Source organism: Jeotgalibacillus proteolyticus, assembly GCF_002926065.1.
GTDB classification, from domain to species: Bacteria; Bacillota; Bacilli; order Bacillales; family Jeotgalibacillaceae; genus Jeotgalibacillus; species Jeotgalibacillus proteolyticus.
The window spans coordinates 474,016-490,716 of record NZ_PREZ01000003.1 but is presented as its reverse complement, the minus strand read 5'-3'; the positions used below and the strand labels follow the sequence as shown (position 1 = coordinate 490,716).

Here is a 16,701-nt window from a genome sequence, read left to right as displayed (position 1 = left end):
AAGGTAATTAATAAAGCTTAGGGATACTTTTACGTACAAAAGGAGGGGGACATAAATGAAATCACACAAACCAATCGCTGAAGGGAATACCGCAAGAATTTATCCTCATGAGGAAGGAGTTGTGAAAATTTTCAAGGAGCATTTTCCGGAGGGGGAAGCAGCAAGAGAAGCTGAGAAACAGGAATATGCTTTTTCCCACGGTCTTTCTGTCCCGAAGATTGTAGAGGTCACAAGGATAGATGGAAAACAGGCAATTATTATGGAATTTATAGAAGGACAGACTTTAGGGGATTTATTCCTTAAGGACAGTGAGAGATCGGTGTATTACCTGGGTCTGTCTATAGAGGTGCAGCAAAAAATACATACGGTTACAGGCGGCGATATTGGATCGATGGCTGAGAAGCTAAGCCGGCAGCTGGATGCTGCACCCATGCTTAACCAAAGCCAGAAGGCCGCTTTAAAAGAGAAGCTGCATGAAATGCCTTTTGAAGAAAGGTTGTGTCATGGAGATTTTCATTTGTTTAATGTGATGATGAAGGATCAAAAGGTGACCGTGATTGATTGGGTGGATGCAAGCGCTGGAGACCCGCGTGCAGATGTCTGCCGTACATATCTTTTATACACAAGCTTTTCGCAGGAGCTGGCTGATCTGTATTTACGGCTTTATTGTGAGAAAACTGGAACTGAGGAAGAAGAAATTCTCACATGGACCCCGATCATTGCAGGTGCAAGATTAGCCGAGCATGTCCCCTCTGAAGACCCCGATCGTCTATTGAACATGGTGAAAGCCTATTGTTCGCTTTAGGTTTTATGATTATAACAGGATAGAGTCCATCCAATGCACCAAGAGGAGGGCTTTTTGTTATGTACACTATTTTTCTCCTTCACTTTTATTCTAAAAATATGTTATATCTCCTTACATGATATAAAAATAAAACATAAAAAAATATTTATTCCTCTAAATCCCTTTGATAAAGGGGTTTATTTCCATTTATGAAGCTATTTCATGTTATATTTCCTAACATTAATAATGACAGAACAAAAAACATATGCTATATTATTAAAAATTGAAAATTTAGTCATTTCAAATAAATGAATAATGGATTGATTCTTGTACGTTAGTTTCGTTCCTTCGGGAGGTTGAAGAATGACAAAACAGAAGCTTGTAGTGATAGGGAATGGCATGGCGGGTGTGAGATTTGTCCAGCGCATTCTTGAACAGGATTCGAAGGCGTATGATATTACAATTTTTGGAAGTGAAAAGCATGCGGGCTACAGCAGATTAATGCTTTCTTCTGTGTTACAGGGGGAGTCCTCCTTTGAAGAGATCATTTTGCAGACGAAGGAATGGTACGAGGAAAATCAAATTGAGTTATTTACCGGGGAAACCGTTACAGAAATTGATTCGCAGCAAAAAGCTGTATGTACCTCGACTGACCGCAGAATTCACTACGACAAACTCGTAATTGCGACAGGTTCTTCTCCTTTTATTCTGCCTGTAAAGGGAGCAGATAAGGAAGGTGTTATTTCTTTTCGAACGGTTGAAGACTGCAGGGAAATGACGAGTGTCGCTAAACGCTTCAAAAAAGCCGCCGTTATAGGGGGAGGCGTTCTCGGCTTAGAAGCAGCTAAGGGTCTGCTGAATCTTGGAATGGAGGTACAGGTTATACATATTTCCGATTCGATCATGGAAAGACAGCTTGATCAGCAGGCTTCATCTATGCTGCAGCAGGAGCTTGAAAGACAGGGAATGAGCTTTTTACTGGGGAAAGCAACAAAGGAAATAACCGGTGCAGACAGGGTAAAGGAGGTTCACTTTCAGGACGGGACAAAAATTGCAGCAGATCTCGTTGTCATGGCGGCAGGTGTAAGACCAAATTGTTTGCTTGCAGAGAAAAGCGGAATTCAAAATAACAGGGGCATCCTGGTAAATGATTTCCTTCAAACCAATATAAAGGACATCTATGCGATAGGTGAATGCGCCGAGCATAATGGAATGGTCTATGGCCTGGTTGAACCTCTTTATGAACAGGCAGAAATCGCAGCAAAACATCTATGCAAAAAACCGACCGAAGGGTACAGCGGATCGGTCCTCTCCACCCATTTGAAGGTTTCAGGAGTGGAGGTTTTTTCAGCCGGTGAGATTCATTCCACACCTTTAACAAAGGCTATTCATTATTTTAATGAGGTTGAAGGGGTTTATAAAAAGATTCTTTTCCGTGAAAACAAGGCAGTAGGAGCTGTTATGTACGGAGATACAAGAGACGGAGCGAGGCTGCAAGAGGTCATTCTTAAAAAGAAGATGCTGTCGGATGAAGATAAGGCTGGACTGCTTAAAACAAGGGATCCAGCTGATTCACCGGTTGCCTCCTATTCGTTTGATCAGCCTATCTGCCATTGTAACAGCGTAAGTAAGGGAGCGATTATCAAAGCGGTTCAAACAGATGGACTATCTACTATTAAAGAAATAAAAAAAGTAACAAAAGCATCCGGATCCTGCGGAGGCTGCAGACCGGCAGTGGGAGAGCTATTAGCGTTTATCCAAAGCGATACATTTGATCAGCACGCTGCTGAGGAACAAGCCGTCTGTTCATGCACGGATCTTACAGAAGATGAGCTTGTCCATCAGATTCAGGTTCACAACCTGAGAAACGCAAAACAGGTGAGAGAAAAGCTCTCATGGAAAACAGAGGTCGGATGTCCTACGTGTAACCTGGCATTGGACTACTATCTTGGGATGATTGGAGGCAGTGCGGAGAAAAAGGGCAGCGGTTCTCAGCATGAAAAGATAAATGATTCACAGGAAGACGGCTTTACCTTAATCCCTCAGCTTTACGGAGGCGAGGCAACAGTCGAACAGCTGAAAAAAATCATCTCTGCAGCGGAGAAGATACCTGGAGTTAAAATTGCCCTCGGAAGCGACCAGCGAATTCATCTTCTGGGATTAAAAAAAGAGGAGCGATCCATTGCAGTGGAGACACTGGATATGCCGCTTCGTTCGTTGACAGACAATAGTATTGAAACGATCAAAACAGATGTGGGAAATCAAATTTGTCAATGTGATAAACAGTCTTCAATTGAAATGGCAAGGCGGCTGGAATATATCCTTGAATCGCTGCGAATGCCTTACCGGTTAAAGATTGGTCTATCGTCCTGTATGCACAATGGTGCAGGTTCAACAACGAAAGATATTGGCGTCATCGAAATAAACGGGAAATGGGAGGTTTACATTGGGGGAAGCAGCGGCAGAAATGCGAGAAAGGGTCAGCTGCTAAGCGTTATGCATGAAGCAGAGCAGGCGGAGGAATTGATCGTAGGTTTCATCCAGTATTACCGGGAATCAGCCCGATTCCTTGAGCGAACCTGGGAATGGATGGAACGGCTTGGTCTCGTGCACATAAGAGAAGTGCTGTTTGATCAGGAAATATGCCATCAATTGATTTCCCGTTTACTCGAGGATAAGGAAGGTATTTTGAAGCAGCCGACTAAGGCGCCGATGCCGGTCGATCATTAATTATAACCGAAGGAGTGAGCTGCGATAACGGAGCTATTATTAAAGTATTACCGCACCAGGCAGCAGGAGGTCCAGTCAGAAAAGGTTTATGATACGCAATGCCCATTTTGCAGCATGCAGTGCAAAATGCAGTTAATTGAACAAAAGGCTGTAACAAGCACTACGTATAAGACGGTTGGCGTAGATAATCCCACCACTGAAGGCCGATTATGCATTAAAGGAATGAATGCACATCAGCACGCGATTCACCGGGAACGCATTAAGCAGCCGCTGATAAAAAAAGACGGAGAATTTGTTGCGGCGACATGGGAAGAAGCACTGGAGGTAATCGGATCCCGCTTTAAAGCGATTCAAAAGGAAGATGGGAGAGATGCCTTAAGTGTTTACGGAAGCGGGTCGGTTACAAATGAAGTAGCTTATCTGCTCGGTAAGTTTGCAAGAGTCGCCTTAAAAACAAAGCATATTGATTATAATGGCAGGCTTTGTATGTCTTCAGCCGCTACAGCCGCAAATCAAAGCTTTGGAATCGACAGAGGTTTTACGAATACCCTGCAGGAGGTGCCCGGAACGCGCGTCATTATTTTGGCCGGGACAAATATCGCAGAGTGCCAGCCGACGATCATGCCTTATTTTGAAAAGGCAAAGGAAAATGGCGCTTATATAATCGCGATCGATCCAAGAGAAACCTTAACGACGGATCTGGCTGATTTACATTTGAAGAACAAGCCGGGATCAGACGTTGCACTGGCAAACGCACTGCTGAAAATAATCCTTGAAGAGGGATGGATGGATGAGGATTTTATTCGTGAACGGGTGAATGGACTTGAAGAAGCGATGGAGCATTTAGCCGGGGTTGATCTTGAAGAATGCATAGCCAAAACCGGTGTTTCCTATGAACAGCTGTATCAGACAGCTCACGTGTTCAGTCAGGAAGAATCAGGAATGATCTTTACCGCAAGAGGAATTGAGCAGCAAACTGACGGCACTGAGGCTGTTCGGGGATTGTTAAATCTTCTATTGGTTACCGGGAAAATAGGAAAACCATATTCAGGCTACGGAGCCATTACAGGTCAGGGCAATGGACAGGGAGGAAGAGAGCACGGACAAAAAGCGGATCAGCTTCCAGGGTACAGGCTGATTGAAGATAAAGAAGACCGGCAGTACATTTCAGAAATATGGGGTGTTGACGAGCGTGATTTGCCGGGAAAAGGGGTCTCAGCCTATGAAATGTTTGAAAAAATGAATGAGGGAACGATTACTGGAATGCTTGTGATGTGCTCCAATCCCCTTCTTTCAAACCCTAATCTGAATCTCGTAAAAGAAGCACTGCAGAAAGTAAAGTTTTTAGTGGCGGTGGATTTATTCATTTCAGAAACAGCAGAATATGCGGATGTTATTCTTCCTGCCTCCTCGTATTTGGAAAACGAAGGAACGATGACGAATGTCGAGGGCAGGGTGACGCTTAGAGAAGCGAGTCGTCCGCTGCCGGGAGAAGCAAGGCATGATTGGAAGATCCTCTGCAATATAGCAAAAGAGCTTGGCCAGTGGGAGAAGTTCCCGTTTAAAAGTGCAGAAGAAATTTTTGAGGAACTGCGATTGGCAAGTAAAGGAGGCAAGGCGGATTATTACGGAATCACATACCAGAGGCTGAGGGAGGAGCAGGGAATATTATGGCCATGTCCGGAACTTTCGCATGAAGGGACAAAGCGTTTGTTTACTGACCGCTTCGCCCATGAAGACGGCAAAGCAAAGCTCGCAGTGGTCGGAAAAACAAAAAGAGATAAAGAGATGTTATCCCCTGAGTTTCCACTCTATCTTACAACCGGGCGGGTCATGGCCCACTATTTAACCGGTGTACAGACAAGAAAAAGCTCTTCACTCGCAGCGAGAAATATAGAGGCGTACATGGAAATACATCCTGATACAGCTAAAAAATTTCACATTAAGGATCAGGAGCTAACTTCTATTCAATCCAGAAATGGAAGAATAACTGTCAGATCCAGCTATTCCGAGAAAATTCGTAAAGATACGGTATTTGTTCCGTTTCACTGGGGCGGTGATCAAAGTGTTAATCGCCTTGTGTCAGACAGGCTGGATCCATTTTCGCGCATGCCTGGTTTTAAAGTAACAGCTGTGCGGATTTCAAGCGATCTATAGAGACTAAAGATAAATGATGAAAAAAGTCACTGATGAAATCTCGCATTCTTAAAAAACCATTTGGAGGGATCGCAACATGAAAAAGCAAAAGCTTGTCTTAATCGGCAACGGCATGGCTGGCGTTCGGGCGGTTGAAGAGGTGTTAAAGCTTGATTCAGAAGGGTTTGACGTGACGGTATTTGGAAGTGAGCCCTATCCAAATTATAATCGCATTCAATTATCAAAGGTTCTTCAGGGAGATACAGAGATTGCTGATATTACGCTAAATACATGGGAGTGGTACGAAGAAAACGGAATTTTACTATACCCGGGGGAAACGGTCACTTCGATTGATACGGTAAATCAAACAATCGTAACGGATAAAGAAAGGCAGGTCAGCTATGACAAGCTGATTCTTGCTACAGGCTCCGTGCCATTCATGCTTCCTCTTCCGGGAGCTGATAAGGAAGGGGTCACAGCATTTCGCAATATCGAGGATTGTGAGCGGATGATCGAAGCCTCTCTCAGCTATAAAAAAGCCATTGTCATTGGAGGAGGCCTGCTTGGCTTAGAAGCAGCACGGGGGCTTTTAAATCTTGGCATGGAGGTTGATGTTGTTCATAATTCCAATACATTAATGGACCGGCAGTTAGACAATACAGCAGGGAAAATGCTTCAGAAGGAATTAGAAAAACAGGGCATGAACTTTTTGCTGGAAAAGCAGTCTGCTGAAATTGTTGGGGAAAGCCGTGTAGAGGGCTTGAGGTTTGAGGACGGCGAAGTGGTGAAGACGGATTTAGTCGTAATGGCTGTGGGAATCCGATCAAATATGAAGCTTGCTGAAGAAAGCGGCATTCCGGTAAATCGCGGGATTCTTGTCAATGACCATTTAGAAACAGAGGTTCCAAATGTATTTGCCGTTGGCGAGTGTGCCGAGCATAAAGAGATGGTATATGGTCTTGTGGCGCCGCTTTACCAGCAGGGGAAAGAAATGGCTAAGCGCATTTGCGGAGAGACAGGAAACGGCTATCAGGGCTCGGTACTTTCTACTCAACTCAAGGTTTCAGGCGTTGATGTGTTTTCAGCGGGCCAGATCATTGAAGAGGAAGAGACCAAATCGGTGACGCTTTTTGATGACTGGCGCGGTGTGTATAAAAAGGTTTTAGTAAACGACGGGAAAATTACGGGGGCCGTTTTATTCGGTGATACAAAAGAAGGTACGAGGCTTTTGAATCTCATTAATAAAAGGGCGCCGATTGAAGAATACATGGATAATAAGGGAGCAGAAGAAGCCGGTGCCGATCTGATCGCTTCCATGCCGGATACCGAGATGATCTGCGGCTGTAATGGCGTCACAAAAGGCGCGATCGTTGAGGCAATCAATGCGCAGGGACTGACAACAGTTGACCAGGTAAAGGGCTGTACGAATGCTTCAAGATCGTGCGGAGGGTGTAAGCCGCTAGTATCAGATTTACTGGCTCATACGGCTGGAGACGCTTTTGAGCAAAATCAAAAGGAATCCATCTGTGCATGCACCTCTTATTCGAAAGAGGAGGTCATGGAAGAAATTAAAGCAAAAGGCTTAACGTACACAAAGGAAGTCATGAATGTTCTCGGCTGGAGCTCAGATGAAGGCTGCTCGAAGTGTCGTCCCGCGTTAAATTATTATTTAGGCATGCTGAATCCGGCAGAGTATCATGATGAAAAAGAATCAAGATACGTAAATGAACGGCTGCATGCCAATATTCAAAAGAACGGTACATACTCCGTTGTCCCGCGGATGTATGGCGGCGTAACGAATGCAGATGATCTGCGAAAAATCGCTGATGTCGCAGATAAATACAAGGTTCCCTTAATTAAAGTCACCGGCGGACAGCGCATTGATTTATTTGGCGTTAAAAAAGAGGATCTGCCGAATGTCTGGTCAGATCTTGATATGCCGTCCGGCTCCGCCTATGCAAAAGGGCTTCGTACGGTTAAAACATGTGTTGGGGCTGATTATTGCCGGTTTGGTACAAAGGATTCCATGGGTCTTGGCATCAAGCTCGAGAAAAAATTCGAGGGGCTGAATACGCCTCATAAAGTGAAAATGAGTGTATCCGCATGTCCGAGAAATTGTGCTGAAGGCTCCATTAAGGATGTGGGGATTACCGGGCTCGACGGTGAATTTGAAATCTACGTTGGCGGTAACGGAGGAACCCATCTGCGCAAGGCCAATCTTCTGGCTAAAGTGAAAACGGAGGAGGAGGTACTCGAAACCACAGCAGGCTTCCTTCAATACTACCGTGAAACAGCGGATTATCTGGACCGAACGTCGGCATGGGTAGAAAAAATGGGGCTTGATCACATAAAAAGTGTTCTTGCAAACAAGAAAACATTTATCGAATTAAATCACCGGATGGATGAAGCCTTATCGGTCGTTCAGGATGGCTGGAAGCAGGCGCTTGAAGATAAAACGCTGCTAAGAGATCTATATCAAAACTTGAAGGTGCCGGCTGGTTCTAACTAAAGCTCTCTATAGGAGGATGGATATGGAAAAAATGCTGAATAAGGTATTTGTCGCAACAATCACTGAGCTTCCGGAGAATTTAGGGAGAACCGTTTATGTTGGTGAAGGAAAGCTGGAATTAGCGATCTTTAAGCTCTCAAACGGCAAGATCAGAGTGATCGAAAACCGGTGCCCGCATAAAGGCGGCGTGCTGGCAGAAGGCATGGTGAGCGGAGAGCATGTGTTTTGTCCCATGCATGACTGGAAGATTAATATGAGTGACGGCAATGTGCAGGCGCCGGATATTGGGTGTGTTAAAACCTTCCAAACAGAGGTGCAAAATAATCAGGTCTATGTACTGCTGCCGGAAAACTAGTTTTCGAAAAGGAGGGGCTTATAATGTCAAAGGTTCATATTGTCGGTGCCGGTCCAGGTGACCCGGATTTGATTACCGTAAAAGCATTAAAATGCATTCAGCAGGCCGATGTGATTTTATATGATCGTCTCGTTAACAGAAAGCTGCTTGAGGAAGCAAAGTCGGGAGTGGAGCTGGTGTTTTGCGGAAAACATCCCAAGCTTCACATTAAAACGCAGGATATGATCAATGAACTGCTTGTGGAATATGCCCTGAAAGGAAAAAGAGTAACCCGGTTAAAAGGAGGAGACCCGTTTGTTTTCGGCAGGGGAGCAGAGGAAGCGGAGGCTCTAGCAAGTCGGGGCATCCCCTATGAAGTGGTTCCAGGTATTACTTCAGGAATTGCCGCCCCGGCTTATGCGGATATACCGGTCACACATAGAGAGCTTGGCAGTTCATTTGCTGTTATTACAGGCCATCGCTGTGCCGATAACAGCCGGAAGATTAACTGGAGGAGCGTGTCTGAAAACATCGACACCCTAGTGATTTATATGGGCATTAGTAATCTGCCATATATATGTGACCAATTGCTAACAACTACTAGACTTGCTGATACACCGGTTGCGATTATCGAGCAGGGAACAACGGAGCATCAACGCGTTGTAACAGCCACACTCACCACGATTGTTAAAGCAGCAGAGCAGGCTGAAATTAAAAATCCTGCCATGATTGTCATCGGAGAGGTTGTCGGGTTCCGTGGCCGTATGCAGAAATTAAAAACAGCCAGTCTTACTGAAGCTGTTGCGCTTCGAGCTTAAAATGAATTCACAAGAGTAATAGAAAAGTCCAAAACAAAACCCAGGGGAGATGAGTGTAGTTGAGAATAAAGGATTTTGCTAAAAGCGGTCATACACCAACATTACTATCTTCATTTTTGTATTTTGACATTAGCTTTATGATTTGGGTAATGCTTGGCGCACTAGGGACATTTATTGTTGAAGATTATGGCCTATCGCCTGCCCAGCAGGGAATGATGGTAGGGATTCCGATTCTTGGAGGAGCGCTGCTGCGAATTCCTATGGGGCTTCTTGCTGATAAATTCGGCGGCAGGAAGATGGGGATGGTCGGAATGATTTTGACGATGGTCCCGCTTGTATGGGGTTGGCTGTTTGCTGCAAATCTGACCCATATTTATGCCGTGGGAATCCTTCTTGGTATAGCGGGCGCAAGCTTTGCGGTTGCACTGCCTCTTGCAAGCCGCTGGTATCCAAAAGAGCACCAGGGACTGGCGATGGGCATTGCCGGAGCGGGGAATAGTGGAACGGCATTAGCGCTCCTATTTGGCCCGCGCCTGGCAGAGGTTTACGGATGGAATGCCGTTTTCGGACTTGCGCTGATTCCACTAGCCCTGACTTTTATCGTTTTTAGCCTATTTGCAAAAGAAAGCCCGGCTGCCTACAAGAAAAATACAGCACAGGATTACTTGAAGGTTATTAAGCAGAAGGACCCCTGGTTATACAGTTTTTTTTACAGTCTCTCTTTTGGAGGATTTATTGGACTTGGCAGTTTTTTATCGATTTTCTTTTTCGACCAGTACGGGGTAAGCAAGGTGACGGCGGGAAGCTTTGCAACGCTAGTTGTCTTTGCCGGCAGCTTTGTACGCCCGATCGGCGGGTTTTTGGCAGATAAATATGGAGGGATGAGGCTATTAATCTATCTTTTTGCAGGTGCTGCAATCTCCCTCACGATCGTTGGAACGCTGCCTCCTGTCTACATTGCTTTAACGGCGCTGTTTATCACGCTGTTATTCCTTGGAGCGGCAAATGGTGCACTGTTTCAGGTTATCCCGGTTCATTTTCCTAAAGAGGTTGGACTGTTAACCGGTTTTGTCGGAGCAGCCGGAGGACTTGGAGGCTTCTTTCTTCCAAATGTCCTTGGCATATTTAAACAAGTAACAAATACGTATTCCTTCGGGTTTTGGTCCATATCCGCAACCATCCTGACAGCGGTTTTTATTATCGCAAAAATCTACCGTACAGAAAAAAGTGTATCTCCAAGCCTGCAGTCTGTTAAAACAGTAAATAATTAATAAAACAGCGGGGCCATTAATAGGCTCCGCTGTTTTGGTGTGCGAGAACTTGGGATGTCTTTGGTCTTGTTGCTTTATACCACTGGTAGCACAGAATAATAATGATCATAATATCGATCGCGTCACCCCCGTAATACATAAGCATGCCGCCTGATTCTGCCTGTGAAGAAGGTACGCCTGCCGGTGGGTTGGCGTAAATATATTTCGATAAAATTCCGTGGCCTGCCAAAGCGAAGATGAAGACAATCATCCGGTACACATAGCTTCTCCGATGAGGGGTGGGGTCAATATAAATTAGAGAAATCGTAAATAAATAGCCTGCTGCAAAAACGTGAAAATGGATCAAACTATGTAAGAGCATGGAGTCGTGCATTGCATGATATAAATTAGTGGTGTATAAGACCCACAAGCCGCCTATATTCAGAATAGATGCTACTGCAGGGTCTGTAAAAAAGCTGAAAATGCGCAGCTGGAGCACCTTTGTTACTTTTCTTGCAGTCTGAACATTCAGTGTCCGAAGAAGCAGTGTAACAGGTGCGGAAAGCACAAGCAGCAAGGGAGCAAGCATGCCTAAAAGCAAGTGGCCGAGCATATGAGCGGTAAAGTCCGTATGGGCAAGAGTGGCGATGGGGCCTGTCACTGCCGCAGCTGCAAAAACAACCCCTGCGACCCAAAAGACGCTCCTATATAATGGCCACTTTCGATGCTTACGGTTTGACCAAATGACGGCAAATAAATAAAGCCCGATGAACAGCAGAAAGGGGAGGAGGGGAAGCAGATCAATCCCCAATCCGCCAGCCGGTTCATGAGCGTGGTGGTTATGCATAGCGATTCCTCCTTAGCTGTTATTTTCTTTTCCCCGTTTTGTAAAGAAGGAAAGCTCCGACTGCAATCATGGCAAGAGCTGAAACGTTCCAGATAATATCATAAACAACTACATTCTCTACATAGCGGATCTGGTGAATTCTCATCAGCTTGTGCTGAATGATTCCGTCATAAAGCTGAAAAATACCCCCTCCTAAAAGCACACCGCCCCACCATCTTTTTAGCCAAAGCCCCTGTCTTCTTCTAAGGTCGGCAAACATAAACAATCCGCCAATGGTCGCAAACCAGCTGAAGGCATGAAACAAACCATCTGAAATCAGACCGATATCCGTTGTTGACCGATCATAAAAATGATGCCAGCGGAGCAGCTGATGAAAAACGGTCTCATCAAAAAAGGCGACCATACCTAATCCAAATAAAAATCCTGACCATAGATTACGTGCTGAATAAAGTGAGCGGTTGGACTGATGTTGTTTTCCTGCAGCCATTATGTATCCCTCCGTTTTCTTGATTTAACCATATATCCTGATGATTCCTTTTTTCTCCACTTTACCCTGTGGCTATAAAGATAATCATGAAAGCCTAAAAGAATAGGAAGAAACATCCCATGAAAAAAACCTTCCCCAATAAAAATTGAGGAAGGTTAATAGACTATTAGCCGTTTTCGAGCTGTATCATGATATTTTCCACTTCATTAGCGGTAATCCTTGTCTCACGCAAACAATGAATCGATTCCTTTTCAATCGTTGCCTGCTCGGCGATCCTTTGAATCCATTCCACCGGAATCTCAAGATCCTTCAGGGAAGAAGGGAGCCCAAGTTTCTTATAAAATGGTAGCAAGCCGTGAGCCTCATCCGCTTTCCCTTCAAGCAGCAGCTGGACTAAAATCCCGTAAGCCACTTTATCTCCGTGAAGCGCCTGGTGAGATTCGGGTGCAATCGTCATTCCGTTATGAATAGAATGAGCACCAGCTACCCGTCCAAGCTTGTCTCCATAGCCGCCAACCATACCGCCAAGCATGATAATGGCTTCAGCTGCTTTAATGAAAGAATCAGTTACACGATTATTTTTGGCATCCTCCACAGCTCTTTCCCCGTGCTCAAACATGGTATCAGCACAGAGTCTGGCTGTATAATGGGCTATCCTGATAGCGTGTGAAGGATTTTCGAGCCGGCTGATTTGCACATCTGCCTCGTACCATTTAGCGAGCGTATCTCCAATGCCTGCCACTAGCAGCGATACAGGTGCAGTTACGAGCAGACGCGGTTCAACTAACAGCAAATCAACGCTCATTGGGTAAACATCATAATGGGTCATGATGCCTTTCTCATTATAAATCACACTGAGCGGCGTCCATGGTGCACAATTTGAAGCAAGAGTAGGGATCAGGACTGACTTTAGCCCGCTTTCACTTGCTGCGGCTTTGACGATATCAAGCACCTTGCCGCCGCCAACTCCGGTGATGGCATCAGCCTCCTCAGACCTTGCAAGCTTAGCTGTCCGGTCAATTTCTAAAAGGGTGCATTCCCCGTTATAAACTTCATGCACAACGGTGATGCCGGTCAACTCGGGGAAGAAGGGTTCTGCTGCTTCCCACGACTTTTCTCCTGTTAAGAGGAGGACCTTTTTTATTTTTCTATGGGCTAATTTGCTTTCAAGCTCATTAAGAACATCCTGTTGACATACATACTCAGCAGGGGCTCCCCGCACAATAATGTCTTCCATCCTAACACTTCTTTCTTATCGGTTTTCCATCCATTCAGGTTTTCCAAAGCCTTCAAAATTTTCGTCGATAATTTGCTCGAATTCCTCTGATTCAACAATTTCCACTAAGTCCTTTGCTAGCTGAGAATCTTCATTTTCCGTCTTAACCGCTACAACATTGCGGTATTCATCCGGCATATTTTCAAGCACGAGCGCATCCAGCAGATCCATGCTGGCAGCTAAAGCAAAGTTGCCGGGAACAGCAGCCAGATCAGAGCTGTCGACCTGGCGGGGCAATCCTCCTGCCTCAATAGGCTGGAATACCAGGTTTTTAGTGTTGGTTTGAATATCTCTTTCAGAAGCGGTCAGTTCAGGAGCTTCTGGATCAAGCTCAATTAATCCCTCATCCTGAAGAATTAAAAATGCACGGGCAGCATTAACCGGATCATTTGGAATCGCAATTGTAGCGCCATCTTCCACTTCATCAAACGATTCATATTTGCTGGAATAGATGCCCATTGGAGCAGTCGGAACCTGAATTAAGGCTGACAATTCCATATTATTTTCTTCTGAGAAATTTTCTAAATAGATCGTATGCTGAAAAAGATTAGCATCAATAGAACCGTCGTCAAGTGAGTTATTTGGTGCAATATAATCCTGGAATTCAATAATCTCTACCTCATAGCCCTTTTCTTCCAGTCCTGGTTTAATCGCCTGATTAAGCATGTCGCTATAAGGTCCTGCCGTACCGCCAAGTGTAACCGATTTCCCGTCCTCGCTTCCTGAATCGTCTCCGCCGCCGCACGCTGCAAGAGCGCCGATTGATAATACTAATAATCCTGATAATAACCCTTTTTTCATCTAAATTTCTCTCCTTTTTTATCGTTTGTCTATTGCTTTTGAGGTCCAGTCTCCAATTTGCTGGATAAGCTGAACGAGAATAATTAAAATTACGACTGTTACAATCATGATCGTATCGTCGTAACGGTAATAGCCAAAGCGAATGGCTAAGTCACCGATTCCACCGCCTCCGATAATACCAGCCATTGCGGAGTAGGCAACTAAACTGATAATAGTTAAAGTAATGCCCTGTACAATACTGGATTTGGCTTCCGGCAGCAAGACATCCTTTATAATCATCCAGGGGGTGGCGCCGACAGCCACTGCTGCCTCAATGACTCCTTTATCAATCTCCCGCAAGGAAGTTTCGACGATTCGTGCAAAAAATGGAATTGCCGCGACCGATAAGGCAACACTCGCAGCGAGCGGTCCAACCGTAGTTCCAACAATGATCTGTGTTAAAGGGAAAAGTGCGACTAATAGAATAATGAAGGGAATGGAACGGACCATATTAACAACAAACCCAAACGTTGACTTTACGAATCGATTTTCAAGAAATAACCCTTTGTCTGTAACAAATAGCAAGATCCCAAGGGGCAGCCCGATAATGATCGCCACACTTAATGAAATGCCAATCATGTAGAGGGTCTGGCCAAAAGCCTTAGTAATCTCTGGCCAAAGCTCGATCATATGCTGAACATCAAATTCCATTTTCAATCACCTCCACCCGGGCGCCCCGTTTTTCCATATACGAGATGGCCTGATATATGTCGTCATCCGTTCCTTTTAGCTCCATTAAGAACAGTCCAAGCGGCCGCTCCTGAATGTATTCAATCGAGCCATGCAGGAAGTTGCCTTTTATATTGAATTGCTGGACGGTGTCCGTAATGACGCCTTCACCTGCAACATCTCCGCGGAACAGCACCTTTAAAATCCGTCCAGTGCAGGCATCAAGAATGGGCTTAGGGACATCAAAGGAAACAACGCTAGTAATAAATTCCTTTGTTAATTCCGTCTGAGGATCAGAAAAGATGTCATACACCTCGCCGTGCTCCACTACTTTGCCATCTTGCATAACAGCCATTCTGTCACAGATTTCCTTTACCACATTCATTTCATGGGTGATCAGGACAATTGTGATGTTAAACTCCCGGTTAATTTTCTTTAGAAGGCGAAGGATCGAAAGAGTCGTATTCGGATCAAGCGCTGAGGTTGCTTCATCGCAAAGCAGGACAGATGGGTTGTTTGCGAGTGCTCTTGCAATGCCGACCCGCTGTTTTTGCCCGCCGCTTAGCTGAGCGGGGAACACATCCTTTTTATCGCTGAGTGAAACCATTTCAAGCAGCTCCTCCACCCGCTCATTTATCCTTTTTCCCGGTGTGTTTGCGGCTTTTAAAGCAAATGCAATGTTTTCTCCCACTGTTTTTTGACTGATTAAATGGAAGTGCTGAAAGATCATTCCCATCTTCAGTCTTGCTTTTCTAAGCTTCTCACCAGAAAGCTTTGTCAGGTCAAGCCCATTCACTTCAATTTCACCGCTCGTTGGTTGTTCAAGGAGGTTCATGCAGCGGATTAAGGAGCTTTTACCTGCCCCTGAGTAGCCTACAATCCCAAAGATTTCTCCTTCATTAATTGTAAGAGAGACATTGTCCACTCCGGAAACTGTGCCTTTTTTTGTTTTGTAAACCTTTGACAGATTCTTGATGTGTATCATAGCCTTCTCCTTTTTCTCGTCATACTGGCTTCAGCCGCATTTAACAAAAAATCAAAAAATGCCTCTTTCATTATGAAAGAGGCACCGAAAATGGATTTTGGTTATCTTTCAGAATGATATCATTCTGCAGGAATTGGCACCTTCCCAGGTTTGCTGGGGGTTGCTGGACGTCATAGGGCCTATCCCTCAGTCGCTCTTGATAATTTCCATATAAAATTTTGATAGCATGACATAAATACTATAATGGATTTATTACGGTGTCAAAGGTATTTTGAAATAATTTTCAAATAAATCAAAATGCACCTTAATTGAAAGGGCTTACAGTTAAATAATTACTAAAAATAGGGAATTTAGGTGAAAAATAGTGCAGAAATGGTAGAGTGATATTTCCATAAAGGAAGTAACTATTATTTTGTCTAGAATAACTATTTTGTCTATATTTTATATGGACTTGACGGAAGTGGAGACGGTCATTCTATTAATTTTCGTCGAGTTACACTAGTGTGAATTTTACAAATTAAGGATTAAAATTCCTAAAAAATAGGTCTAATGATTTATTTTAAAGCATTTATCATATAAATTTTGAAAAGCGGGTATTACAGTAAGGTGAATTCTTTTACGTGAAAAGGAGGAATAACCATGAAGATGTCAACAAAGAGTATTGTGGCGGGTTCCATTTTATCTGCCGGTGCCGCAGCCGCAGTGGCTGGGTATCAAATTAAAAAGAAAAAAGGAAAAGCCGAAGATATGGAATTTCTTGAAGTTACAGATATGAGAAACAGCAAGAAGGTCGACATTCAGGAAAGCCCGGATGCTGAGGACGTTAAGGAAGCACAAGGCCTGACGAAACTGGATGAGGCATTTCGTGATGAATGGCAGGCGAATGGTTTTCCTCAAACGCATGCAGAGCAGCGCGAGCTTGAAAAAGAAGAACAAAATAGCTGATTATAATAATCCCTGGCTCTGCAATAATAGAGCCAGGGATTTTTTATTTGGCTATTTTTCCAGATTCCAATTATGGTATTGTTAAATAAAG

General features: G+C 44.4%; 14 protein-coding genes and 1 riboswitch. Of the genes, 8 read left to right on the top strand and 6 right to left on the bottom strand.

Annotation, left to right across the window (positions count from 1 at the left end; all coding sequences use genetic code 11):
• The first annotated feature begins 55 nt into the window (after positions 1-55).
• The 7 genes from C4B60_RS09475 to C4B60_RS09445 all read left to right on the top strand — a co-directional run bounded on the left by C4B60_RS09475 (position 56) and on the right by C4B60_RS09445 (position 10,582).
• A complete protein-coding gene (locus tag C4B60_RS09475; RefSeq protein ID WP_104057751.1) occupies positions 56-805 on the top strand; it encodes a phosphotransferase family protein in 750 nt (249 codons plus the stop codon).
• 342 nt (positions 806-1,147) lie between these two features.
• Positions 1,148-3,514: a nitrite reductase large subunit NirB gene (nirB, locus tag C4B60_RS09470; protein WP_104057750.1), complete on the top strand. Its 2,367-nt coding sequence runs from the start codon at positions 1,148-1,150 to the stop codon at positions 3,512-3,514.
• 24 nt (positions 3,515-3,538) lie between these two features.
• Positions 3,539-5,671, top strand: coding sequence for an assimilatory nitrate reductase catalytic subunit NasC (nasC, locus tag C4B60_RS09465; protein ID WP_104057749.1), 2,133 nt, complete (start codon positions 3,539-3,541; stop codon positions 5,669-5,671).
• A 76-nt stretch (positions 5,672-5,747) separates the two neighbouring features.
• Positions 5,748-8,159, top strand: coding sequence for a nitrite reductase large subunit NirB (gene nirB / locus C4B60_RS09460; RefSeq protein WP_104057748.1), 2,412 nt, complete (start codon positions 5,748-5,750; stop codon positions 8,157-8,159).
• Between the two features lie 22 nt (positions 8,160-8,181).
• Positions 8,182-8,514 (top strand): nitrite reductase small subunit NirD, encoded by a 333-nt coding sequence (gene nirD / locus C4B60_RS09455; RefSeq protein WP_104057747.1) that lies wholly within the window; start codon positions 8,182-8,184, stop codon positions 8,512-8,514.
• Between the two features lie 23 nt (positions 8,515-8,537).
• The gene (gene cobA, locus C4B60_RS09450) at positions 8,538-9,311 is read left to right on the top strand and encodes a uroporphyrinogen-III C-methyltransferase (RefSeq protein ID WP_104057746.1); all 774 of its coding nucleotides are present in this window, start codon (positions 8,538-8,540) and stop codon (positions 9,309-9,311) included.
• Positions 9,312-9,370: 59 nt separating this feature from the next.
• The gene (locus C4B60_RS09445; protein WP_104057745.1) at positions 9,371-10,582 is read left to right on the top strand and encodes a nitrate/nitrite transporter; all 1,212 of its coding nucleotides are present in this window, start codon (positions 9,371-9,373) and stop codon (positions 10,580-10,582) included.
• Between the two features lie 16 nt (positions 10,583-10,598).
• On the opposite strand, the gene C4B60_RS09440 is transcribed toward C4B60_RS09445, so the two are convergent.
• The 6 genes from C4B60_RS09440 to C4B60_RS09415 form a co-directional block, all read right to left on the bottom strand.
• Positions 10,599-11,408 (bottom strand): cytochrome c oxidase assembly protein, encoded by an 810-nt coding sequence (locus C4B60_RS09440; protein WP_104057744.1) that lies wholly within the window; start codon positions 11,406-11,408, stop codon positions 10,599-10,601.
• Positions 11,409-11,427: 19 nt separating this feature from the next.
• Complete coding sequence (locus tag C4B60_RS09435) at positions 11,428-11,895, bottom strand: DUF2243 domain-containing protein (protein ID WP_104057743.1); 468 nt, start codon at positions 11,893-11,895, stop codon at positions 11,428-11,430.
• 166 nt (positions 11,896-12,061) lie between these two features.
• Positions 12,062-13,132: an iron-containing alcohol dehydrogenase family protein gene (locus C4B60_RS09430; RefSeq protein WP_104057742.1), complete on the bottom strand. Its 1,071-nt coding sequence runs from the start codon at positions 13,130-13,132 to the stop codon at positions 12,062-12,064.
• 15 nt (positions 13,133-13,147) lie between these two features.
• Positions 13,148-13,972 carry a MetQ/NlpA family ABC transporter substrate-binding protein gene (locus C4B60_RS09425; protein WP_104057741.1) on the bottom strand — a complete coding sequence of 275 codons (825 nt, stop codon included), beginning with the start codon at positions 13,970-13,972 and terminating at the stop codon, positions 13,148-13,150.
• Between the two features lie 18 nt (positions 13,973-13,990).
• The gene (locus C4B60_RS09420) at positions 13,991-14,662 is read right to left on the bottom strand and encodes a methionine ABC transporter permease (RefSeq protein WP_104057740.1); all 672 of its coding nucleotides are present in this window, start codon (positions 14,660-14,662) and stop codon (positions 13,991-13,993) included.
• Positions 14,652-15,665: a methionine ABC transporter ATP-binding protein gene (locus C4B60_RS09415; protein ID WP_104057739.1), complete on the bottom strand. Its 1,014-nt coding sequence runs from the start codon at positions 15,663-15,665 to the stop codon at positions 14,652-14,654. Before C4B60_RS09415 ends, C4B60_RS09420 begins: the two co-directional genes overlap by 11 nt.
• Positions 15,666-15,763: 98 nt before the next feature.
• A riboswitch (SAM riboswitch) is annotated at positions 15,764-15,871 on the bottom strand.
• Positions 15,872-16,304: 433 nt separating this feature from the next.
• Here C4B60_RS09415 and C4B60_RS09410 point away from each other — a divergent pair.
• On the top strand, positions 16,305-16,610 hold the full coding sequence (locus C4B60_RS09410; RefSeq protein WP_104057738.1) for a hypothetical protein: 306 nt from the start codon (positions 16,305-16,307) through the stop codon (positions 16,608-16,610).
• Positions 16,611-16,701: the final 91 nt, after the last annotated feature.